This window comes from Salimicrobium album, from assembly GCF_900107115.1.
Taxonomy (GTDB): Bacteria; Bacillota; Bacilli; order Bacillales; family Halobacillaceae; genus Salimicrobium; species Salimicrobium album.
This window is the reverse complement of the sequence record NZ_FNOS01000002.1, coordinates 306,002-329,515: the sequence shown is the minus strand read 5'-3', so window position 1 is coordinate 329,515 and position 23,514 is coordinate 306,002. Positions and strand designations below refer to the sequence as shown.

The window sequence follows — 23,514 nt, the reverse complement described above, 5'->3', positions numbered from 1 at the left end:
AGACAAGAGACCTTTTAATGTAAAAGGAGCGATTCATAATGGCAATAACTCACAGAAAAGACACCAGACCTGTAAAAGTAGGAAATCTCACTATCGGAGGTTCCGACCAGGTCGTTGTACAGTCCATGACTACCACAAAAACTCATGATGTAGAAGCGACTGTGGCAGAAATTCTTCGTCTGGAAGAAGCAGGCTGTCAGATTGTACGCGTAGCCTGTCCCGACGACCGGGCAGCAGACGCTATTCCCGAGATTAAAAAGAGAATCAATATACCGCTTGTCGTAGATATTCACTTTGACTACCGGAAGGCACTGAAAGCTATTGAAGGCGGAGCGGACAAAATCCGTATCAACCCCGGGAACATCGGCAAACGTGAAAAAGTCGAAGAAGTTGTCAAAGCGGCAAAAGCGAACGGTGTACCGATCCGTATTGGGGTAAACGCCGGGTCACTCGAAAGACACATCCTCGAAAAATATGGCTATCCGACCGCTCAGGGTATGGTAGAAAGTGCGCTTCACCATATTCAGATTCTGGAAGAACTGGATTTCCATGATATTATCGTCTCTCTTAAAGCTTCCGACGTTAAATTGGCGATTGAAGCTTATGAAAAAGCTGCTGAACAGATCTCATACCCTCTTCACTTAGGTATAACCGAATCAGGTACTCTGTTCGCAGGAACGGTAAAAAGTGCTGCCGGTCTCGGCGCTATATTGAGCAAAGGCATCGGAAGTACCGTGCGTATCAGCCTGAGTGCCGATCCTGTGGAAGAAGTGAAAGTAGCGAGAGAGCTTCTTAAAACCTATGGCCTGGCATCCAACGCAGCCACACTCATCTCCTGTCCTACATGCGGGAGAATCGAAATTGACCTGATCAGCATTGCCAACGAAGTTGAAGAGTATATCCAGACGATTAAAGCTCCCATCAAAGTTGCAGTACTTGGCTGTGCGGTGAACGGTCCGGGCGAAGCCCGTGAGGCCGACATAGGAATTGCAGGTGCCCGCGGCGAAGGTCTGTTATTCAGACACGGCGAAATCATACGTAAAGTTCCTGAAGACATTATGGTAGAGGAACTGAAAAAAGAAGTGGATAAACTTGCCGAAGAACATTACGAAAAACAAAGAGAAGAAGGAATTATTAACTGATTCTCTTTTCCTGGCATCAGCCCTGACGAAGAAATATTCGTCGGGGCTTTTTCTATGATAAAAGATAAAAAAACTGCCGCTTCCCTCCAATGTTTCATAGAGGTCGGCAGCAGTCGCGAACTTACTGATTCATAATTTTTTCTTTCAGATCCCGGTCGAAAATCCCGGCCTCCAGCATTTCAATTTCGTGCTGATAAGGGGGTTTTTTATTTTTCTTATCTTCTCCTACGTAAGGGGTCTCCAGTATTTTGGGAAGATCTTTGAGTTTAGGGTGGTGAACGACGTGATGGAGAGCTTCAAAGCCGATATAACCGAAACCTATATTTTCGTGCCGGTCTTTGGCGGCCCCTCTCTCATTCTTACTGTCGTTTACGTGAATAACCTTCAGCCGGTCGAGTCCCACAATACGGTCGAACGTTTCCAGCACACCATCGAAATCATTTACAATGTCGTAGCCTGCATCGTGAATGTGACACGTATCAAGGCATACGGAAAGGTGTTCATCATGCTCCACCCCTTCCATTATCGCAGCCAGCTCTTCGAAGTTCCTGCCTATTTCAGAACCTTTTCCGGCCATCGTCTCCAGTGCTATCTGTACGTGCTGGTCTTTATATAACACCTCATTCAGCCCTTCGATAATTTTGGCGATGCCGAGATCCGCCCCCTGAGCTACGTGAGAGCCCGGATGAAGAACAATCTGTTTTGCTCCGAGAGCTTCTGTTCTTGAAATTTCATTTCTGAGAAAATCCACGCCCAGCTCGAACGTTTCCGGCTTCACAGTATTACCGACGTTGATTATATAAGGAGCATGCACTACAAATTCTTCGATTCCATGCTCCTTCATATGCTTTTGCCCGTTCTCGATGTTGAGTTCTTCGATCGGTCTCCTCTTCGTGTTCTGAGGGGCACCTGTATAGATCATAAATGTATTGGCGCCATAGGAGACAGCTTCTTCGCTGGCCCCCTGAAGCATTTTTTTACCTTTCATCGAAACGTGTGAACCAATTTTAGTCATACTTCAGCAATCCTCCTGTTATTTCTTCCCTTTACGATAACTTTCCCTTTTCATTTGTTTATAGTTTTTATCAGCTTTGTATTTCATTTTCTTCTTGTAGCCCGGTTTTACTTTTTTCGGTTTACGTACGAGCTGTTTCGCTTTCTTTTCCATTTCGTTTTCCTGTTTTTCTCTATTTTCTCTGCGCCGGTAGTCCTTCGCTTCTCTCCATTCACCTTTTTTCACTTCATAGAAGTTGAATGTGAGCCCCTTTCCTTGCAGCTTTTCAATGAGGGGAAGGTCCGTGTCTTTGTACAGATTAATGGCGGTACCTTCTAATCCTGCTCTCGCTGTCCGTCCTACCCGGTGAAGATAAAATTCCGTTTCTTTAGGCATCTGAGCGTTGATTACGTGGCTGACCCCCTGAATATCTATACCTCTTGAAGCAAGATCGGTAGCTACAATGTATTGGAACCGCAGTTCCTTGAGATCTTTAAGTACACGTTTTCTTTCTCTTGGACTGAGACCTCCGTGGATAAGACCCGGCTTTATTCCCTTTGAAGTCAATTCCGCAGCGAGTTTGTCGGCTTCGTCTTTCCCATTTGTGAAAATAATAGCCAAATACGGCTGTATCGCTTTCGAAATTTCGATAATTACATCAGCCGGTTCCTTATGCTTCAGTTCTACCAGCCTGTGTTCCATGGATTCCGGCGCCAGCTGCTTCATGTCCGTTTCTATATATACAGGGGACTGGAGGTATTTTTTAAGAAAAGGCTGCAATCTTTCCGGGATGGTGGCGGAAAACACTCCTACCTGCAGGTCCTCTTTCATCCGGATCAGAATCTGATCCACATCCTCAATGAACCCGAGATCCACCATCAGATCAGCTTCATCCAGTATAAATGTTTTTGCATCAGACAAATCAAGTGCGCCCTCTTTAGTCATATCAAGAATTCTCCCGGGAGTGCCCACAATTATTTGCGGAGGAGTCTTCTTCAACTGTTCCATCATTCTGTACTTGTCGCTTCCCCCTACGACAAGTTTCGCTTTCACTTCTTCGCTGAATCCGGAAGCCTGTAGAGACTTTTTGACTTCTTCATGAATCTGCATGGCCAGTTCCCGCGTCGGGGCGGTGACGACCGCCTGCACTTTTCTGTCCGCCTCCAGACGGTTGAAAATCGGCAGAAGGTAGGCATGCGTCTTACCAGAACCGGTGTGAGACCGTGCAATTACACTTTCTCCTCTCAAAAATGGAGGTAATACTTTATGCTGAATTTCAGTAGGTTCTTTGAATTTCAAGGCGCTCACGATATTAGAAACGGTGGATGTAATGTCGTACTGGTCGAACGAATGTATACTCATAATCAAACTCCTTTAGAATTTATCCTTTCCCTATTATAATAGAGGCTGGTTCATATTGCACACTAATAATTTTTACATCAGTAACGTTTACCTTTATAATGAGATTAGAGTTTGAAGACGGAGGAGGACAAAACACATGGAAGTCATTAAAATTGCCCCTCGTGGCTACTGCTATGGTGTCGTGGATGCGATGGTTATTGCGCAGAACGCAGCGAAAGACCCGAATCTTCCACGGCCGATATATATTTTAGGGATGATCGTCCACAACTCCCACGTGACGGACGCATTCGAAAGCGAAGGGATTATAACTCTCGACGGTGAGAATCGTCTGGAAATACTGGAATCCATCAATGATGGAACAGTCGTATTTACGGCCCACGGAGTTTCCCCCGAAGTTAAAGAACGGGCTAAAGAAAAAGGGCTGATGACACTGGATGCTACATGTCCTGACGTTACGAATACGCACAACCTTATCAGGGATAAAGTGGCAGAAGGATACGAAATCGTTTATGTGGGTAAAAGAGGGCACCCGGAACCCGAAGGTGCACTTGGAGTCGCCCCCGGAAAAGTTCATCTCGTTCAGACGGAAGATGAAGTGGAGAACCTGGAAGTGGACAGTGAAAAACTGCTTATCACCAATCAGACCACGATGAGCCAGTGGGATGTCTATGATGTTATGGAAAGGGTGAAGGAGAAGTATCCTCACACCGAAAAACACCAGGAAATCTGTATGGCCACCCAGGTCCGCCAGGAAGCCGTTTCCGAGCAGGCAGGGGAAGCCGATCTCACCCTGGTTGTGGGAGACCCTAAAAGTAACAACTCCAACAGACTTGCCCAGGTATCTATTGAAAAAGCCGGTACACAGGCCTATCGCATTAAAGACGTAACAGACATCGACCTCGACTGGCTTGATGGAGTGGAAACCGTAGCTGTAACCGCCGGTGCATCCACCCCTACTCCAATCACCAAAGAGGTAATCCGTTTTATTGAAAACTTCGACGAGGAAGACGAAGACACTTGGATCCGCGAATCCAAAGTAGAACAGAAAAAAATACTACCTCCGGTTAAACGGAAACAGAACAAACCGAAAGCATCAAAGCAAAACTGAAAAGCGTTATCACCGTATAGTACTTTTAAATACAGAATGCCGCAACAGGCATTCTGTATTTTTTGTATGTTAAATAAAAATTCAAAAAAGACCGGCGAAGGTAAAACTGCCGGTCTTACTGCATTTCTCTTCTAAATGAATCGAAAAGGTTCAGTATGTGTCTCCGATATGATCACTTCTACATCGAATGCTTCTTCGACTCTTCTTTTAATCTCCGGACATACCAGTTTTTCCACGTGGTGGCCCGGATCAATGATGGCCAGTCCTTCCGCCCAGGCATCCTGGGCTTTATGGAAGGTCACGTCACCTGTGATCAGCACGTCAGCGCCTTTTGAGATTGCTGCTTTGAAAAAATCTTCGCCGCTCCCTCCGACGACTGCCACTTTCTTCACCGGTTTATTCAAATCTCCGGTAACCCGTACTGAGGGTACCTGATAAGCTTTTTTCACTTTTTCCGTAAAACTTTCAAGATTTGTCGGCGAGGCTAGTGTTCCTATTCGGCCAAGGCCTCTGTTCTCCCCATTGATTTTCACTTCGTAGACATCATACGCAGGTTCTTCATACGGATGAGCTTTCGCAATTGCCTGAATAACACTATTCAAATCGTTTTCTTTCACTATAGTTTCTATTTTTAACTCATCGACTCTTTCCATTTCTCCCGGTGCACCTATATAAGGGTCTGCTCCTTCCAAAGGCTTAAATGTCCCCTCACCCTCAATCTGAAAAGTGCAGTGACTGTATTCACCAAGGTGTCCGCCTCCGGCTTCAGCCATAGCGTTTCTGATATCTTCTGCATGGTCATGAGGAACATGTATAGCTACCTTGTACACCTTTTCCTGAAATAAAGATACAAACGGTTTCGTTCTCTGTAATCCTATGCTGTCACTCAACACGTCATTTACACCGCCTTCAGCGATATCAAGGTTGGTGTGCGATGCATAGACGGTGATGTCGTGAGCGAGCAGTTTCTGGAGTATTCGACCTTTAGCCTTCTCTGTATCAATCGTATCCGGTTTTTGAAAAAGGAGGGGATGATGAGCAATAATTAAGTCCGCACCTTCACTGATTGCCTCATCAACTACAGGTTCAAGTACATCCAAAGTAACCATAACTTTAGACACCTGTTTATTTTTGCCGCCTACCTGAAGACCGATATTATCCCAGTCAAATGCCCACGTCTCCGGTGCCCAGTCGTCCATTACCCGCATAATTTCTTTTGCCTTAATCGTTTTCATGATAGAGGACCTCCTTCAGTATATCGATTTCTTTTATAATTTCTTTCTTTTTCGATTCCTGTTCATCTGCAGCCCGTTCCAGCTGATGAAGAATTTCCATATTTTTCTTCAATTGCCGTTCCCATTTTTTTCTGAACGCTTCCGTTTTTTCTTTCATTAAAATAGGACCGAGCCATAACTCTGTTTCTTTACAGTCCTTTGTATACAACGAAGACGGTGCACCGCGGTCTGCAATCAATATTTCATATATATGATTATTTTCTTCGATGATTTTTTCATCGACCAGGGCGAACCCGTTTTCCTCAAGCCATCTGCGCACTATTCCGGAATGGATATTAGGTTGGAGCAGTAAGCGCCTTACATCTCGGAGTCTGTCCTTCCCTCTTTCCAAAATAGAGGCGATCAGCGGCCCGCCCATACCTGCAATAACCACCTCGGAAACGTTACGGCCCTCCAGAACATCCAGACCATCCCCTTTTCTCGCTTCCACTCTGTTATGCACGTCGTATTCTTTTATCACTTTTTCAGCACTGTTCAATGGCCCCTCGTTCACCTCACCGGCCAAAGCCTTCGCTTCCGGATGATTCAAACAGAAATATACGGGCAAATAAGCATGATCGGACCCTATGTCTGCAAAATATGTCTCCTCCGGAAGATACCCCGCGATGAGAGACAGACGTTCAGATAACCTCACCATTTACTCCTCCTTCAATAAGAAAAGCTTCCTGGCATCCAGAAAGCTTTTCACTTACGTATTTATTGTTCCGCCAGCCATTCAGCTACTGCTTTAGCTTCTTCTCCGGTGTAAAGTCCTGCCGGCATCTGGCCTTTTCCGTTCTCTATAGTACTGACGATTTCCTCAACGGAGAGACGATCACCCACGCCCTGAAGGTTTGGACCTACTCCACCGCTCAAATCACTGCCGTGACAGCTTGCGCAGGAATTCTGGAACATTTCTTCAGGATTGGCGCTGGCCGTCTGTTCTTCTCCACCGCCTTTGTCTTCGTTTTCAATTGCCTGTTGCTGGTTCATCCCTACACTGCCGACAATTATCATCGTCAGGATACCCAATACGGCGATAAGTGCAAAAGGGACTAATCGTTTCTTTATCATACAAAACTTCCTCCTTATGTATTCATTATACTGTAGGTATTTTAAACCGAGCTATATATATTCTACTCGATATCCTCCATTTAGAAAAGATGATAAATTAAAAATTAAATTTTTAAAGAGGTTTATAAGTACTAAAAATTATCTGATCAGCATGCTGATCAACGTGCCTGCCAACAGAGCGATGCCTGAAACCTTGACATAGAACAGGCTCCTCCGCATACCGATCGTCATCCATCCGACTGCATTCAAAAGAGCAATCCCCTCGGCGTATAACATGGGGAAATAATAAGCAGCGGAAGAAGTGGTCAGCAGGAGAACGATAATAAGTGTAATGATCATCGGAAGCTCAACCGGCGCCTTTTCTTTTTTTATCAAGCTCTGCAGTAAAAAAGAGGAACCTGCAAAACCGGTCAAAAGTAAGGATTGCAAAATGATACCGTTTTCAGTAAAATATATAACTGTAAACGACAATGGAATCAACAGGAAATTAACAGAGTAATATGTAGCAAGCCACGGGCTTGTACGTAAGACTTTTTTCTCTTTATCATCTCCGCTCTCACCTTCTGTGTATAAAGCTAACAGAAAATCACAGTATTTATCAGGTAACAGCTTATTCTTTTTCCAGTATCTGATTTCATCTACGATAACGTCCTTACGGTTTTTTGACAATGTCCGTCTACCTCCAGGGGATTAATGGATGCCCGGAGACATTAAGCTCCCCGGACCCCATACTTTATTCCCTTTACTCCATAAAATCCTTCAGACGTTTACTGCGGCTCGGATGTCTAAGCTTGCGCAGAGCTTTAGCTTCGATTTGCCGTATTCTCTCGCGAGTAACCCCGAAAACTTTTCCTACTTCTTCAAGTGTCCGCGTCCTGCCGTCATCGAGGCCAAAACGTAGACGAAGCACATTCTCTTCCCGGTCTGTAAGCGTATCCAGCACATCTTCAAGCTGTTCTTTCAAGAGTTCGTATGCTGCATGATCGGAAGGAGATGTAGCCTCCTGGTCTTCAATAAAATCTCCCAGATGGGAATCATCTTCCTCGCCTATAGGCGTTTCAAGGGAAACAGGCTCCTGGGCTATTTTCAGTATTTCTCTTACTTTATCAGGAGTAAGCTCCATTTCCTCAGCAATCTCCTCAGGTGTCGGCTCTCTGCCGAAATCCTGAAGCAGCTGCCTCTGGACACGAATAAGTTTGTTGATAGTCTCTACCATGTGGACCGGGATACGTATTGTCCGGGCCTGGTCCGCGATAGCTCTCGTAATCGCCTGGCGGATCCACCAGGTTGCATACGTACTGAACTTGAAACCTTTTCGATAGTCGAACTTCTCTACCGCTTTAATCAGACCCATATTCCCTTCCTGAATCAGATCCAGGAACAGCATACCCCGACCTACATAACGTTTGGCGATACTTACGACGAGACGAAGGTTCGCCTCCGCCAGCTCTCTCTTAGCGAACTCGTCTCCTTCTTCGATACGGTGGGCAAGACTGATTTCGTCATTCGCAGACAGCAGGTTCACGCGCCCTATTTCTTTGAGATACATACGCACGGGATCGTTTATTTTCACCCCTGGCGGTACACTCAAATCGTTCAGATCAAACTCTTCTTCTTTGTTCAACTGCTGCATATTAGGGTCTTTCTCGGAATCCCCTATCACTTCTACACCCTGCTCGTTCAGCTTCTCATAAAATTCATCCATCTGGTCGGAATCCAATTCAAAATGGGATAATTTCTCTGCCACTTCTTCATAAGCAAGAACTCCACGTTTCTTTCCAAGCTCCATCACCTGTTCTTTAGCCTGGTCCAGCGTCAGTTCATTTTCGTTAGCGTTAGCGTTAGCTGACTTTTGGTTATTTTCAGCCATGAGCTCCCCTCCTTCAAACTTGTAAACAGCCTACTTTCTGCTCTTCCAGCCTCTGTTTTCCTGCAACAGTTGCATAGCTATCTCAGCAGCGCGTATCGGGTCCTGTTTCTCCACTTCTTTCATTTCTTTGTGCAGATGATTCGTATTTTCTTTTTTCCATTTCTCCCTTTTCACCTGATACAGATAATCCTCTATCTCTTTTTCAGGTACTTCAGGCGTGAGAGGTATGGAAGCTATATCCGTAACGAGATTCCTGAGACGGTCTTCACTGAAGCTTTCCAGAAATTCACTGGTATTCATTAATTCATTTTCTTCATAATAAGCATATAGCTGCATTGCTATAATCTGGTGATCTTCAATATTAAAAGAGGCAGAAATCTCCTGTTTCACCACTTCAGCAATATAAGTGTCTTTCATCATATAAGCCAGCAGTCTCCGCTCCGCGTTGTGAAAAGCACGGCGGGGCTTATTACCGGAAGAAGCACGTGATTCTTTATCGTTTGCTGTCCGCCAGCTTTGATGACGGTGTGTCCCCGTATTTGCTTCAGGTTTCCATTTCTCCATTTCCTCTTTGAGGCTCTCCATGGATAAAGAGAACTCCTTACTGAGTTCCTGTAGGTAGTATTCCCTCTCCACCCCTCTTTCTAACTTGGCGACTTCCCGCAGGACAGTCTCGAGGTACTCGAAACGATCACCTTCAACCTGAAGATTGAACTGATTTTTATAGTATCTCATGAGATACCCTACAAACGGTTCGCTCGTATCGATTACTTCCCGTTTGAACCTGTCTCCGCCTTCTGTTTTTATAAATTCATCAGGGTCTTTCTGGTCAGGCACTCTGGCTATGAATACATGAATGCCGGCATTCTGGAGTTCTTTGGCTGTCTTCACAGACGCTTCGATTCCAGGTTTGTCCCCGTCATAACATATAATAACCTTCTCCGAATACCGCTTCATAAGCTCCGCCTGCCCCGGGGTGAGCGACGTTCCCATGGTAGCAATGGAGGCGCCGATATCCGCCTGATAAGCAGCAATCACATCGGCATATCCTTCAAAAAGAACGATCCTGTTCTGTTTCCGGATATAACCGCGCGCCAAATCAAAATTATACAACAGTTTCCCTTTATGAAACACAGAAGTCTCGGGGCTGTTTAAATATTTAGGCTGGCCTTCCCCGAGGGTCCGGCCGGCAAAAGCTACCGTTTTTCCCAGATGATTCCGCAGCGGGAAAATGATTCTTCCGCGAAAACGGTCGAGGTACCCTCCACTGTCTGTTTCCGAAAGCAGACCGGCTTTCACCATTTCCTGAGGGTGATAACCCTTCTTCTCCAGAAAAGTGGCTACTACATCCGGCTTGTCAGGAGCGTATCCCAGATTGAAAGTATCAATGGTCTCCCTTGAATAACCTCTTTCCGTCAGATATTGAAGTGCTTCCTTACCTTCCGTAGTGTTCACCAGAAAATGATGGTAAAGTTTGGCCAGCCACTGATGGGCTTCCAGTATCCGCTGGGCCCCGTCATCTTCCCTTTCGGTCACCGTCTGACTCTTTTCGGGAAGGGCAATATTATTCCTGGCTGCCAGATGTTCGACAGCCTGGATAAACGTCCAGTTCTCTTTTTCCATCAGGAAGGAAAATACGTTTCCTCCCTTTCCACAACCGAAACAGTGAAAAATCTGTTTTTCCGGGGAGACAGAGAAAGAAGGCGTGCTCTCTCCGTGAAACGGACATAGTCCGAAATAGTTCCTCCCCTGTTTCTTCAGTTGTACATGTTCCCCGATTACATCTGTAATATCCGCGGTTTTCCGAACTTCTTCTACAGTTTCTTCCGGAATACGTCCGGCCATTTCTATCACCAGCACTCTATAATTTGATTACATGCCACGCTCATGCAGGATATCCGACAATCTTTCTTTGAACAGCATGCGGTCATGCCTGGTCAGAGCGGCAGGCCCCTTCCCATAGTTTCCGCGTCTTTTTTCCTTCATTCTTATATACTTGGAATGCATAATCGATTCCACCTCGAAGCTTTTAATCAGTTTACCTCTGGGGGTCAGAACGTAAACCCCTCTCTCAAGAAGCAGTGATGCCAGTGATAAATCCTGGGTCACCACTACATCACCAGGTTTTACATGATTAAGAATAAACAGATCCACCGCATCCTGCCCTTTTTCTACAAAAGTCCACTCCTCCCCGAGATCGGGGGAATAGTGGTCGTAGCTCGCTACAAACCGGACAGGTATGGTCTGTCTGTACGAAATTGATCGAATCTCTTCTTTTACGGGGCAGCTGTCAGCGTCTACCCATATAGTCAGTGTAAATTTCGTCATAATTTTAGTTTCTACAGAGCACTCTGAAATCCTTCTTTCTGATGAATGTTTTATTATTCTGAAAGCTCCATATTGGGCTACGACATTCTATTATAAAACAACTTTCTGGCCGGATGCCACTATTTGGCTTTCACGCTTGAAAAAGTCGCGCTGTCACAGCGCGACTTTTCTATTTTTCTCCATTGGTACGTAAAGTGTGAATAATTTTATTAGCCGTCTCTTCCACAGCCTTGTGGGAGACATCTATTACTTCACAGCCGATATCTTCGACAATTCCTTCAAAATAGGAAATTTCCTGTTTGATCCTTTCAAGATTGGCATAACTCGCCTCATCGCCCAGACCTAACGCTTTTAAGCGTTCTTTTCTTATATCATTCAATTTTTCGGGCGTTATCTTCAGGCCTATACATCTTCTTGGATCAACTTCGAAAAGTTCCTTCGGTGGTTTGACTTCCGGAACGATTGGAACGTTGGCAACTTTAAGCCGTTTATGCGCCAAATATTGGGAAAGAGGGGTTTTGGAAGTCCTGGAGACCCCGATAAGTACAATGTCGGCTTTCTTTATCCCTCGCGGATCCCTGCCGTCATCGTAGCGGACTGCAAATTCGATCGCTTCCACCCGCTTGAAATAATCTTCGTCAAGTTTGTGGACGAGTCCTGCTTCAAGCCTAGGTTCTCTACCGAAGTGTCTCTCCATAGAGTCTATCATAGGCCCCATTATGTCTACACATTCCAACTCTTCTTCTTCGGCCCGTTTAAGCAGATACTTTCTGAGTTCCGGCGATACCAGGGTGAACCCGATTAACGCTTCATGTTCCTTTGCCTGAATCAGCGTTTCATCGATGATCGATTCATCTTCGATATATGGTATTCTCTGTACGTCAAAGGGTCCATCATTAAACTGGCTCAAAGCCGCTTTCACTACGAGTTCCGCCGTTTCCCCGACGGAGTCTGACATAATATATACAAATGGTTTGACCATGCTGTCCCCTCCCAAAATGATTTACAGGTGCTCGTCTCTCCCGAGTTCGACCAGCGCTTTCGCTACATTCGTCTTCGTCAAACGGCCTACCACTTCAAGGCCGTCTTCCTTTTCCTCCACGACCGGCACTCCATCTATCTGTCTTTCAATTAATGTCTGGGCGGTATCGAGCAGTAAATCTTCTGCTGAACAGTAAGCAATATTCGGCATTCGGGTCATTATGATGTGTACGGGTACCGAAGTGAGATCCTGATTCCCTATGCTTGCCCGCAGTAAATCTTTCCTCGAGAGGATGCCTGTCAGTTTAGCATTTTCATTCGTGACGAAAATAGTACCTACATCCTCCAGAAACATATTAACAATAGCATCGTAAACCGATACATTCTCATCTACAACAATCGGGATCGATTGAAAATCTCCCACTTTGAATTTTTTCAGTTTCTCCGTAAGCAGTTCCGATCCGGTTTTACCCGTAAAGAAATAGCCTACTCTCGGCCGGGCATCAAGGTAGCCGGCCATTGTCAGTATCGCAAGATCAGGCCGCAACGTGGCTCTCGTGAGACTAAGCTGATCAGCTATGTTTTCACCGGTAATAGGGCCCTGTTCTTTTACGATTTCAATAATTCTTTCTTGTCGGTTGGACAGATCCATGATTTCACCACCCTCGTCCTAACTATGCCATACTATTATTTAATATTATATACATTTTTAAAAAGAAAGGAAAAGAAGGGAGGCGTCAATTCTGCTGTTTCCACTGGATAGCATTGAAGTCTGCAAAAACGTATAGAGTGTCCGCCACGTTCTTTAAAAGTGCCAGACGGTTCATTCTCACTCTTTCATCTTCCGCCATGACCATAATATTGTCGAAGAATGAGTGAATCGGCTCCGCCAGTTCGCTCAGAGTGCGAAGAGAAGCATTTATTTCTCTTTCCTCCAGTTGTTTAAAGAATGCTTCTTTCACTTCTTCATGTTTTTCATATAGCCTCAGTTCTTCTTCTTTTTCAAATAAAGCTTTATCCACTTCGGCACCTTCCGCTTTGTCGGCCATATTCAATGTTCTTCCGAACGCTTCCTGAACAGCGCGGAATCCATCTTCATGCCTTTTTCCGGAAAGCAGATGGGCTTTTTCTTTCGTGAGGGGGTAATTACCGCTCCCTTCCGCTAGCACCGCTTCCACGACATCGCTTTCTACATCTTCTTTTTTCAGCAGGTAGGCAGTTCTTGCATTGAAAAACTCATGGACGTTGGCTCGAAGTTCCGTTTCTGCTGCTGTTCCAACCGCCTTCTCCCCGTAATAGGACACCGTTCTGTCCAGAAGTTCCGTTATATTGATATCAAACCCGCGTTCCTCGATGATTTTAAGAACCCCGAGCGCCTGCCTCCTTAGACCATAAGGGTCCTGGGAACCGCTCGGAAGGTTTCCTACAGCTATCGCCCCGACGATTGTATCCAGTTTATCAGCCAGGCTTAACACGGCACCTGTAACTGTTTCAGGCACGGCGCCTCCCGCCTGTTTCGGAAGATACTGTTCACGGATAGCTACAGCCACATCATCATTTTCCCCGAAAATGCGCGCATATTTTTCACCCATGATTCCCTGTAAATCAGTGAACTCGTCGACCATTTGCGTAACGAGATCGAATTTGGATATACGGGCTGCCCTTTGCACATTTGCCCTGTCACTATCTGAGATAGCGAGTTTGTCGCTTATGATAAGAGCTATATCTTCATTTCTGCTCACTTTTTCAGCGAGAGTTCCCAGTTCTTCCTGATAAACGATTTTACCAAGCTTTTCAAGCCTTTGTTCAATCGATACCTTCAGGTCTTCTTCGTAAAAGAACTCGGCATCCGACAGTCTTGCCCGTAACACCTTTTCATTCCCCTTCGCTACATTATCGATGTGCTCTCCATTGCCGTTTCTCACACCTACAAAGTAAGGGAGAAGATCCTCTTCCCGGTGCACGGGAAAGTAACGCTGATGTTCTTTCATAGAAGTGATCAGTACTTCATCCGGTACCTTAAGAAAGGACTGGTCAAAACTCCCGCTGAACACCGTTGGGTACTCTACGAGGTCCGTGACTTCCCATAACAGTTCTTCGTCTTCGTGAATGTTCCAGTTTTTTTCCTGTTGCAGCTGCTCCAGTTGACGCTGAATATCCGCTTTCCGTTCGTTACGGTCCACTGCCACAAATTGTTCGTAAAGAGCGCTTACGTACCGGGAAGGGCGTTCTATTGTAACGGTTTTTCCTAAAAACCGGTGACCGCGCGTAGTTTTTCCTGCGGAAACCCCTTCGATTTCCAAAGGAATGATTGTTGACTCGAACAAAGCGACGAGCCAGCGGATCGGTCTTATGAATTTAAGGGAATGATTTCCCCAGCGCATATTTTTCGGAAAAGCGAGGGACAGGATCACGTTCTTATAGTCCTGCAGAATAGTTTCCGTCTCTTCGCCTTTAATATATTTATCTATGTGCGCATAAGACGTACCGTTAACCTCTTCAAAGTAGATATCCTCCGGGGTTTTTCCCTGACCTTTGGAAAAACCGATAGCTGCCTTCGACCACTCTCCATTTTCATTTACCGCAATTTTTTCAGCAGGACCTTTCGCCTTTTCCTCGGTATCCGGCTGCTTTTCAGGCAGCCCTTCTATATATACGGCCAGTCTTCTCGGAGTGGAATATACAGTTATCCCGGTGAATGGCAGTCTGTTCGCCTCCAGCCACTCTTTTGTTTTTTCTCTCAGTTGATTTTCGGCACTGCTGATGAATCGGGCAGGCAGCTCCTCAAGACCTATTTCGAATAGTGCCTCATTACTCATGAGTCGATTCCTCCTTTAACATTGGAAAACCTAGTTCTTCCCGTTTCTCTACATACGCCTTCGCTATCTTTCTCGCCAGGTTACGCACTCTTCCGATATAACCGGTCCGTTCAGTGACGGATATGACGCCTTTTGCATCCAGGAGGTTGAACGTATGGGAACATTTCAAAACGTAGTCATAGGCAGGGAAAACGAGATTTCTTTCCATAAGCTTCTCCGCTTCTTTTTCATACGTTGTAAACAGTTCAAACAGCATTTCTTCATCCGATTCTTCGAAAGTATAGACGGAATGTTCATACTCGGGCTGAGAAAAAATATCGCCTACGGTCACCCCGTTCGTCCATTCCAGCTCGAATACATTTTCCTTATCCTGAATATAGGAAGCCAGCCGTTCAATACCGTACGTAATTTCCGCAGAAACCGGTTTCGCTTCCAGACCGCCTATCTGCTGGAAATAAGTGAACTGAGTGATCTCCATGCCGTCAAGCCACACTTCCCAGCCAAGGCCGGCAGCACCGAGGGTCGGGTTTTCCCAGTTATCCTCCACAAAACGGATATCGTGCTGCAACGGGTCGATTCCGAGAGCTTCCAGGGACTCCAGATATATCTCCTGTATGTTGTCCGGAGACGGTTTCATTATGACCTGGAACTGATGGTGCTGGTAAAGTCTGTTCGGATTCTCTCCATACCTTCCGTCAGCCGGACGACGTGAAGGTTCCACATAAGCTACATTCCACGGTTCCGGTCCCAGACTCCTTAACAGCGTCATAGGGGACATCGTCCCGGCCCCTTTCTCCGTATCATAGGCCTGCATTAAAATGCATCCCTGGTCTGACCAGTGTTTCTGCAAAGTTAATATCATCGTTTGGATATCCATTCCACTACCTCCTGTATATTAAAGAAATTCTTATTACTCACCATCCTGCACGAAAAATCCCGCCCCTATGCCGTAAAGACATAGGGGCGGGATTTCCGCGGTTCCACCCTATTTGCCGATACGTCCTGACGTATCAGCCACTTTCCGATCATTGCTCCGGACTGCCTTCTTCGGAGGGAAATGGGCTGCCTTACACCTGTTACAGCCTCGCTGGGCATCTCCGCTTCCGAGTACTACTTCCCTTCTTCACAATGTATATGATATATGAAAGCATACATAATCTGAGCTCCACTTGTCAATAAAACTTATCCATTTGCTTCAAAAACTTCCGGGACTTCAGAAAGTACCCTCCGTATTGTTCGTAGTACCTGTCCAAAAGCTGACGAAGCTTTTCTTTATTTTCTTTCTTCATCGATATGTTTCCGAGTCTCTTCAGGTCCATTTCTGCGAGCAGAGGCAGCAGACTGCTGAACCTCTCCGACAAGTCATAACGATCAGGATCCACGTGTTTACATCTGTTGCAGAGATATCCTCCCTCCGCGACAGAAAAAGAAAAAGGACCTTCCGAATTTCCACAATTAATGCACCTGGAGAGAACCGGAGCAAATCCCGCTTTCCTGTAAATTTTCAATTCGAACATCATCGTGACAATTTCCGGATCCCGACCTTCATCGATGTAGGTAAGTGTTGTAAGAAGTTGTTCGAAAAGGAATGGGTCCGGCTCTTTTTCTTCCACCAGTTTATCAGCGAGTTCACAGGCAAAAGAAGCGTATCCCGCCTTTAATATATCTTCCCTCACTGATCGAAAAGAATCGACAGTTTCTCCCTGGGACATCGATCCCATGCCGCTCCCTATATATATAAGGTAGTTGCCGTAAATAAAGGGCTGGGTCACCGAACTCATTCTGCTGCTCGGTTTTTTCGCTCCCCGGGCCATTACAGTAATCTTTCCTTTTTCCCGTGTCCAAAGCGTGACAATTTTATGAGTTTCTCCGTAATCTCTTGTCCTGATAACCAGACCCTCGATTTTTTCCAACAAACTCTTTCACCTGTCCTCCCACTCATGATTCTTTCCCCGTCATTTCAAACCTGTCTCCCACGGAGTAAATATTTCACTTAAAATAGGCGGGGCGAGGAGTGTCTCTATTAATAGTCATCTTCTCTGTATCCGAAGTCATTCAGATCAATCGACCGGTTTCTCCAGTCTTTCTGAACTTTTACCCAAAGCTCAAGAAAAACTTTGCTGCCGAGGAGCGCTTCTATGTCTTTCCGGGCTCTTGTCCCTACTTCTTTCAGCATGCTTCCCTGCTTTCCGATGATTATACCCTTCTGTGACTTTCTTTCTACAACTATAATTGCCTGAATGTGAAGAGAACCATTCTCCTCTTCATCTATTCCCTCTATTTTTACCGCGATGGAGTGGGGGATTTCTTCTCTTGTCAGGTGCAGAACTTTCTCCCTTATGAATTCACTTATAACAAATCGCTCGGGATGGTCTGTAATCTGATCTTCCGGATAGTATTGCGGCCCTTCCTCAAGATGGCCTTTGATAACCGTGAGAAGATGGTCGACATTGTTTCCTTCCAGAGCAGAGATGGGAACGATTTCTGTGAACTCCATCAGCTCTCTGTACTGCTCAATAAGCGTAATCAGCTTATCAGGATGCACGCGGTCGATCTTGTTGATGATCAGATAGACGGGGCGGTCCACGTTCTTCAGACGGTCCACGATGAACTGGTCGCCACGCCCATAACCTTCCTCGGCGTTTATCATAAACAGAATAATATCCACTTCGTTCAACGTCTGCTCAGCAGTATTGACCATATAGTTCCCGAGCTTATGTTTCGGTTTATGGATGCCCGGGGTGTCAATGAACACTATTTGGCTGTCTTCATCGGTATATACACCCTGTATTCTGTTTCTTGTCGTCTGCGCCTTATCACTCATAATAGCAATCTTTTCACCGATCACCCGGTTCATGAATGTGGATTTCCCCACATTGGGCCTGCCCACAATGGCTGTGAAGCCGGACTTAAACGTATCTGACATATGTCATCCTCCATACTTATAAATTTGGCACGAAAATTACCAGAGCAATCATTACTGCAAAAATTGCCGCAATAAGAACTGCTCCGGCTGAAGCATCTTTAATCACTTTCACTTCCTGATGATAGGACGGATGAATGAAATCCATCACCCGTTCTATCACAGAATTGACGACCTCCAGGGACAGGACGAGCCCCATCGTCAAAAACAATACTGCCCATTCAATGGGTGAAATGGAAAGGAAGATTCCTGTTAAAAGTACGGCTACAGAGGCAAAACAGTGGATTCTCAAATTCCTCTCTGCCTTTACCACGGCAAGGATACCCGACAGGGCGAAGCGGAAACCTATCCGCTTATTTCCTTTACTTCCTTTCAAGTCCGAATTCATTCAATATGTCCTCTTGACGTTTGAACATTTTCTTTTCGTCCTCTTCCTTTTCATGATCATACCCGAGCAGATGCAGGAGGCTGTGAAGGGCAAGAAAAGAAAACTCCCTCTCTAAAGAATGGTCGTAATCTTCCGCCTGCTCATTTGCTTTATCAACGGAGATAACGATATCCCCGAGCATTCGCGGCATATCTTCATCGATGGCCTCAAGCTCATCTTCCCCTTCTTCAAGCATAGGAAACGAGAGAACATCTGTCGGCTGATCTATCTGCCGGTAATTTCTGTTCAGTTCCTGAATCTGCGAATTGTTGACAAAGGTAATGGAAAGTTCATTATCCCCTGCTACCCCCTCTTTCTCGGCAGCAAAAGATAACACCCGTTCAATCAGATCCACAAATGCTTCATCGATGGAATTCGTTTCATCATGAAAATCGATTTTCAACATCTTGACAGCCCCCTCTATTCTTTATCTTCATACGCTTCAATAATCCGCTGCACCAGCGGATGTCTAACAACGTCCGTTTCATCAAGATGGATGAAAGAGCTTCCTTTCACCTTCGACAGCTTCTGTTTCGCTTCGATAAGACCGGAATTCATCCCTTTCGGAAGGTCCACCTGGGTTATGTCCCCCGTAATAATCATTTTCGATCCGAAACCGAGCCTTGTCAAAAACATCTTCATCTGCTCCGGCGTAGTGTTCTGTGCTTCGTCAAGAAGAGCGAAAGCGTCATCAAGCGTCCGTCCTCTCATATAAGCAAGCGGTGCAATTTCAATCGTTCCCCTTTCAATCAGTCTTGCCGTGTGCTCAACACCGAACAAGTCATGTAAGGAGTCGTAAAGGGGACGAAGGTACGGATCGACCTTCTCTTTCAGATCTCCGGGCAGGAAACCGAGACTTTCTCCGGCTTCGACAGCAGGCCGGGTGAGTACAATTCTCTTGACGTCTCCATTCTTCAGCGCGTTGACAGCCATAACTACAGCAAGATATGTCTTTCCCGTCCCGGCAGGGCCTATACCGAAAGTCAGATCGTTCCTTTTAATGGCACTGATATAATCTCTTTGCCCCAGTGTTTTCACACGAATCGGTTTTCCTTTGGCGTTTCTCGTTATCTCATCTTCATACAATGCTTCGAACTGATTAATTTTACCTTTTTTAGCAAGCTCAATAGCATATACAATGTCTCTCTCCGTAACGCTGAGGCCTTTGCGTATGAGCGCCAGCAGGGAACCGATAACATCTTCTACGATGGCTACGTGTTCCGGAACACCGGAAACGTTCACTTTTTCTCCTCTGGAAACAATAGTTACACTTAACTGTTCTTCCATCTGTTTAAGGTTTCTGTCTTCCGTCCCGAACAGCGTGAGCGCTTCTTCGGGACTGTCCAGATGCACATCTATCGTTTGTAAGTCTTCCTGCATATTCAATCTCCTTGATTAATATATTTCGTTGCATAAAATTTTGATTTAATTTATATTTTAGAATTAATTTTACTTTACCACTGTCTGTATAGCGGTGCAAAACTTTTCCTCCAGTCCCTGTGCTCTTCGTAATAAGGAGGAGGCTATGTATGTTTATAGTTTTCACATACCTTTTCACAGCTCCTTCTAAACCACGAGCAAAACCCGGCCTGCATTCAGCAGACCGGGTCTCATGCTTCACCATCTTCTTAAAGGCCGATGGGGACGTTTTGCTCTTGGCGGACCCAGGATCTCACTCATTATGACACCGTCCTGAATTCGTCTTTTCGTCCAATTTTCCCTGAGGAACGGATGGACTTCCTGAGTCTCGTCTTCTTTTTTGTCTACAACGAGATCTCCGTGCTGCAATATTCCGTCATGTTTTCTCTCGGATGCTTTTTCAACGTGTACATTCTCTTCTTCAAAATCCTGATCCGCGTGTTCCTTCATCTCTTCATACTTCTCGTTGAGAGAAGGGGCGGGACTGTTCTGCCGTTCCGGTACGGAGGAAGGGCTGTTATCTTCCCGGTTTTCCTGAGAACGCTGGAAGAGAGAAAAAATCCCGTAAAGTACAGCTCCCACTATGAAAATGTTTGAAAAGATCACTGATATTAAATCTCCCACTGATCATCACCTCTTTCTTCAAAAGCTTGAAAATGAGGTCCAATTACTTGCCGTTGTCCTCGTCATCCGTTTCTCCGGTAGTACCTAACGTTTTTCTCATGTCGGTATCCGCATCAATGTTCTGGTAGTTCATATAATCCATAACTCCCATTTTTCCGGAACGCAACGCCTCTGCAAGAGCCTGTGGTACTTCCGCTTCCGCTTCGACCACTTTCGCCTGCATTTCCTGAACACGGGCGCGCATTTCCTGCTCCTGGGCGATAGCCATCGCTCTTCGTTCTTCCGCTTTCGCCTGAGCGATATTTTTATCAGCTTCTGCCTGGTCCGTCTGCAGAATGGCTCCGATGTTCTTACCGATGTCTATATCGGCAATATCAATCGAGAGAATCTCGAAAGCCGTACCTGCATCAAGCCCTTTTCCGAGAACGTTTTTGGAAATCGAATCCGGATTCTCAAGCACTTTATTGTGGTTCTCACTGGAACCGATAGTAGAAACGATACCTTCTCCGACACGTGCGATAATCGTGTCCTCCCCGGCACCCCCTACGAGCCGGTCGATATTAGCCCTGACCGTGATACGGGCTTTCGCTTTCACTTCAATACCGTCCATAGCCACACCGGCGATGAAAGGAGTCTCTATCACTTTAGGGTTAACACTCATCTGAACAGCTTCCAGTACATCCCGGCCGGCCAGGTCGATCGCTGCACATCGCTCGAAAGTCAGTTCTATGTTTGCACGGTGCGCGGCAATAAGCGCATTGACCACCCTGTCCACATTACCCCCGGCCAGGTAGTGGCTCTCGAGCTGGTTCGTATTAATATCAAGACCGGCTTTATGAGCTTTGATCAGAGGGTTGATGACTCTGGCGGGAGTTACCCGTCTTAATCTCATACCCACAAGACTGAATATACTGATCTTGACCCCTGCAGCCAGTGCGCTGATCCACAGCATCACGGGGATGAAAGTGAACAGTACAGCTAAAGCAATAATAATGATTCCAACGATGATTAATGGCATTAATTCCTGTAACGTCATGATTTTTCCTCCTTATTATCTCCAATTTCCCGTACTACAATTCTTGACCCTTCCACTTTCACGATTTTGATTCCTGTACCTGCCTGAATAAATGACCCTTCACTCACTACATCCAGCCTTTCGTCTCCGAAAACTCCAGACCCGGAAGGACGGAGAGGGGTCAGACTTTCGCCTGTCTCGCCTATCAGTTCCAGTCTGCTTCGGGACGAAACGTAGCCTTCCGAAGTATTTGTGGAATCGCTCAGAACAATTTTTTTAAAGAAGTTGTTCTGGAAACCGACAAATTTAAAGAGCAGAACTGACGCTACGATAGTAACGAGAACGGCTATTCCGATGCTGAAAGCCATGTGTCCGAGGTCCTGGCCGGACATGAGAAGCGAAGCCACAATAGCGACCGCTCCTCCAATCCCGGCAATTCCTCCCGGCAGGAAGATCTCTGCGATAATAAGCGCTATTCCCGCTACAAGCAGAATGATCGCTTCAAGTCCTGCAAGTCCGGCGATTACGTGCCCATAAAAGAAAAGGACAAGCGACATAATACCTATAGAACCGGGAATACCAAAGCCCGGAGTATATATTTCCGCTATAAGCCCTAAGCTTGCAAGCGATAACAATATAGGTACGACCGCAGGGTTTGTCAGGAATCTGGCAAGATTTTCGGAAAATGTAGGCTCAACCCTCACGGTATCGGAAGGCTCAAACCCGAGTTTCTTAACGACAGCGTCCATACTGGAAAGCGTTTCTGAAGAATACCCCACCTCTACTGCCTGTGCAGGGGTCAATGTAAGAAACTCTCCCTTCGGAGCTCCATACTCGGGTAAGTCTATACTTTTATCCGCCATGGCTTTTGCATACAAAGGGTCCCTACCGGTATTCTCTGCTGCCGCAGTCATAGCTGATATCCAGGCTGACTGGGCTTTTTTATCGGCTGCTGTTCCGTCCGAATTAATGACTCCGGAGGCCCCCATGGTCGACTGGGATTTCATATAGATCTCATCCATATTCAAAGCTATATAAGAGCCGGCAGAGTACGCACGACTAGTGACGTAGGCAGCGGTCGGGACGTCAGTATCGGTTAAATACTCCCCTATCTCGTTCGCTGCATCCACGCGTCCGCCCGGGGTATCGATTTCGAATATAAGTTGCTTCGCCCCCGCATCTTCCGCTTCAGTTATTGCTCTGTCGATAAACGAGGCCATACCTTTCTCCACCGTTTCTTCAACAGGAACTACATACACCTCGCCCGCCGCTTCCACGGAGACAGGAGCTAATAACATAAGCAGAAATGGAAAGAGCAATATGAAGCTTTTCCATTTCCTGATCACGCTCACCGTCATCCCCCCTTTCGTCTCACTTATATCTTATACGTATGTAGCTGTGAAAACGTTTCAGGGAATTTATGAAAAAAGACCTCTCGTTTCTGAGAGGCCTTTTCTTTGTTTATGATAATTGCTTCATAACTTCTTTATTGACCTGGGTGCCGTCCGCTTTTCCTTTTACTTTAGGCATAACGGCAGACATTACTTTACCCATGTCGCTTTTACCGGAAGCATCGACTTCATTAATGGTTTCGGAGACTACAGCCTCCAACTCTTCTTCCGTCAACTGCTTCGGCAGATAGTCGTTTAGAATGTTGATTTCTTCCCGAAGGTCACTTACAAGGTCATCCCGACCAGCTTGTTTAAATTCTTGGAGGGAATCTTTCCTTTGTTTTACCTCACGCGATAAAACCGTCAGTTCCTCTTCTTCCGTCAGATCATTCTTACCGAGTTTTATCGCTTCGTTCTGCATGGACGATCGCACCATACGGATAACGCCAAGTCTTTTTTTATCCCTGGCTTTCATAGCGACTTTCATGTCCTCTGTAAGACGTTCAGAAATAGTCATTTTATCTCTACACCCTCTTCACAGAACACTTACTTGCGCTTTCTTGCTGCCTCGGATTTTTTCTTACGACGAACGCTTGGCTTATCGTAATATTCACGCTTACGAGCCTCAGCCAGAGTACCGCTTTTAGATACGTCTTTCTTGAAACGACGAAGAGCATCCTCTAAAGATTCGTTTTTGCGTACGCGAGTGGTCTTAGACATATTACTTCCCTCCCTCCGAAACAAACAAAACTAGTTCAAGATA

At 45.8% G+C, this 23,514-nt stretch carries 25 protein-coding genes; 2 read left to right on the top strand and 23 right to left on the bottom strand.

Annotated features, from left to right (window positions below; genetic code table 11):
• Positions 1–38 precede the first annotated feature (38 nt).
• On the top strand, positions 39–1,142 hold the full coding sequence (gene ispG, locus BLU03_RS05185) for a flavodoxin-dependent (E)-4-hydroxy-3-methylbut-2-enyl-diphosphate synthase (RefSeq protein ID WP_008588823.1): 1,104 nt from the start codon (positions 39–41) through the stop codon (positions 1,140–1,142).
• A gap of 121 nt (positions 1,143–1,263) precedes the next feature.
• On the opposite strand, the gene BLU03_RS05180 is transcribed toward ispG, so the two are convergent.
• The gene (locus BLU03_RS05180) at positions 1,264–2,157 is read right to left on the bottom strand and encodes a deoxyribonuclease IV (protein ID WP_076569907.1); all 894 of its coding nucleotides are present in this window, start codon (positions 2,155–2,157) and stop codon (positions 1,264–1,266) included.
• 18 nt (positions 2,158–2,175) lie between these two features.
• On the bottom strand, positions 2,176–3,498 hold the full coding sequence (locus tag BLU03_RS05175) for a DEAD/DEAH box helicase (protein WP_093106133.1): 1,323 nt from the start codon (positions 3,496–3,498) through the stop codon (positions 2,176–2,178).
• 136 nt (positions 3,499–3,634) lie between these two features.
• On the opposite strand from BLU03_RS05175, the gene BLU03_RS05170 reads away from it, so the two are divergent.
• Complete coding sequence (locus tag BLU03_RS05170; protein WP_076569903.1) at positions 3,635–4,606, top strand: 4-hydroxy-3-methylbut-2-enyl diphosphate reductase; 972 nt, start codon at positions 3,635–3,637, stop codon at positions 4,604–4,606.
• 131 nt (positions 4,607–4,737) lie between these two features.
• Here the strand turns inward: BLU03_RS05170 and BLU03_RS05165 are convergent, their stop codons facing one another.
• From BLU03_RS05165 to rpsU, 21 genes are all read right to left on the bottom strand, one after another.
• The gene (locus BLU03_RS05165; protein WP_093106130.1) at positions 4,738–5,841 is read right to left on the bottom strand and encodes a Nif3-like dinuclear metal center hexameric protein; all 1,104 of its coding nucleotides are present in this window, start codon (positions 5,839–5,841) and stop codon (positions 4,738–4,740) included.
• A complete protein-coding gene (locus tag BLU03_RS05160) occupies positions 5,828–6,538 on the bottom strand; it encodes a tRNA (adenine(22)-N(1))-methyltransferase (protein WP_093106126.1) in 711 nt (236 codons plus the stop codon). The genes BLU03_RS05165 and BLU03_RS05160 overlap by 14 nt, the downstream gene beginning before the upstream one ends.
• A 59-nt stretch (positions 6,539–6,597) precedes the next feature.
• On the bottom strand, positions 6,598–6,954 hold the full coding sequence (cccA, locus tag BLU03_RS05155) for a cytochrome c550 (RefSeq protein ID WP_076569897.1): 357 nt from the start codon (positions 6,952–6,954) through the stop codon (positions 6,598–6,600).
• Between the two features lie 138 nt (positions 6,955–7,092).
• Positions 7,093–7,623: a hypothetical protein gene (locus BLU03_RS05150; protein WP_076569895.1), complete on the bottom strand. Its 531-nt coding sequence runs from the start codon at positions 7,621–7,623 to the stop codon at positions 7,093–7,095.
• Between the two features lie 73 nt (positions 7,624–7,696).
• Complete coding sequence (gene rpoD, locus BLU03_RS05145) at positions 7,697–8,824, bottom strand: RNA polymerase sigma factor RpoD (protein WP_008588808.1); 1,128 nt, start codon at positions 8,822–8,824, stop codon at positions 7,697–7,699.
• A gap of 30 nt (positions 8,825–8,854) precedes the next feature.
• Positions 8,855–10,669, bottom strand: a complete 1,815-nt coding sequence (gene dnaG, locus BLU03_RS05140; RefSeq protein WP_093106123.1) for a DNA primase — start codon at positions 10,667–10,669, stop codon at positions 8,855–8,857.
• A 27-nt stretch (positions 10,670–10,696) separates the two neighbouring features.
• Positions 10,697–11,152: a YaiI/YqxD family protein gene (locus tag BLU03_RS05135; RefSeq protein WP_093106121.1), complete on the bottom strand. Its 456-nt coding sequence runs from the start codon at positions 11,150–11,152 to the stop codon at positions 10,697–10,699.
• Positions 11,153–11,321: 169 nt separating this feature from the next.
• Positions 11,322–12,134: a pyruvate, water dikinase regulatory protein gene (locus BLU03_RS05130; RefSeq protein ID WP_008588801.1), complete on the bottom strand. Its 813-nt coding sequence runs from the start codon at positions 12,132–12,134 to the stop codon at positions 11,322–11,324.
• Between the two features lie 21 nt (positions 12,135–12,155).
• The gene (locus BLU03_RS05125; RefSeq protein ID WP_008588798.1) at positions 12,156–12,785 is read right to left on the bottom strand and encodes a helix-turn-helix transcriptional regulator; all 630 of its coding nucleotides are present in this window, start codon (positions 12,783–12,785) and stop codon (positions 12,156–12,158) included.
• A gap of 85 nt (positions 12,786–12,870) precedes the next feature.
• Positions 12,871–14,952: a glycine--tRNA ligase subunit beta gene (gene glyS / locus BLU03_RS05120; RefSeq protein ID WP_093106117.1), complete on the bottom strand. Its 2,082-nt coding sequence runs from the start codon at positions 14,950–14,952 to the stop codon at positions 12,871–12,873.
• Positions 14,945–15,829 (bottom strand): glycine--tRNA ligase subunit alpha, encoded by an 885-nt coding sequence (gene glyQ / locus BLU03_RS05115; RefSeq protein WP_076569887.1) that lies wholly within the window; start codon positions 15,827–15,829, stop codon positions 14,945–14,947. The genes glyS and glyQ overlap by 8 nt, the downstream gene beginning before the upstream one ends.
• 295 nt (positions 15,830–16,124) lie before the next feature.
• Entirely contained in the window at positions 16,125–16,868 is a 744-nt protein-coding gene (recO, locus tag BLU03_RS05110) for a DNA repair protein RecO (RefSeq protein WP_076569885.1), read from the bottom strand.
• A gap of 107 nt (positions 16,869–16,975) precedes the next feature.
• A complete protein-coding gene (era, locus tag BLU03_RS05105; protein WP_076569884.1) occupies positions 16,976–17,878 on the bottom strand; it encodes a GTPase Era in 903 nt (300 codons plus the stop codon).
• Between the two features lie 16 nt (positions 17,879–17,894).
• Positions 17,895–18,263 carry a diacylglycerol kinase family protein gene (locus BLU03_RS05100; protein ID WP_093106115.1) on the bottom strand — a complete coding sequence of 123 codons (369 nt, stop codon included), beginning with the start codon at positions 18,261–18,263 and terminating at the stop codon, positions 17,895–17,897.
• Positions 18,238–18,705, bottom strand: coding sequence for an rRNA maturation RNase YbeY (ybeY, locus tag BLU03_RS05095; RefSeq protein ID WP_076570205.1), 468 nt, complete (start codon positions 18,703–18,705; stop codon positions 18,238–18,240). The genes BLU03_RS05100 and ybeY overlap by 26 nt, the downstream gene beginning before the upstream one ends.
• Positions 18,706–18,722: 17 nt before the next feature.
• The gene (locus tag BLU03_RS05090; protein ID WP_008588786.1) at positions 18,723–19,682 is read right to left on the bottom strand and encodes a PhoH family protein; all 960 of its coding nucleotides are present in this window, start codon (positions 19,680–19,682) and stop codon (positions 18,723–18,725) included.
• A 237-nt stretch (positions 19,683–19,919) separates the two neighbouring features.
• Complete coding sequence (locus BLU03_RS05085) at positions 19,920–20,345, bottom strand: hypothetical protein (protein ID WP_076569880.1); 426 nt, start codon at positions 20,343–20,345, stop codon at positions 19,920–19,922.
• A gap of 43 nt (positions 20,346–20,388) precedes the next feature.
• Complete coding sequence (floA, locus tag BLU03_RS05080; RefSeq protein ID WP_008588782.1) at positions 20,389–21,381, bottom strand: flotillin-like protein FloA; 993 nt, start codon at positions 21,379–21,381, stop codon at positions 20,389–20,391.
• Positions 21,378–22,718 (bottom strand): NfeD family protein, encoded by a 1,341-nt coding sequence (locus BLU03_RS05075; protein WP_093106112.1) that lies wholly within the window; start codon positions 22,716–22,718, stop codon positions 21,378–21,380. The genes floA and BLU03_RS05075 overlap by 4 nt, the downstream gene beginning before the upstream one ends.
• Positions 22,719–22,821: 103 nt before the next feature.
• Positions 22,822–23,268: a GatB/YqeY domain-containing protein gene (locus BLU03_RS05070; protein WP_076569876.1), complete on the bottom strand. Its 447-nt coding sequence runs from the start codon at positions 23,266–23,268 to the stop codon at positions 22,822–22,824.
• A gap of 29 nt (positions 23,269–23,297) precedes the next feature.
• The gene (rpsU, locus tag BLU03_RS05065; protein WP_008588775.1) at positions 23,298–23,471 is read right to left on the bottom strand and encodes a 30S ribosomal protein S21; all 174 of its coding nucleotides are present in this window, start codon (positions 23,469–23,471) and stop codon (positions 23,298–23,300) included.
• Between the last annotated feature and the right edge of the window lie 43 nt (positions 23,472–23,514).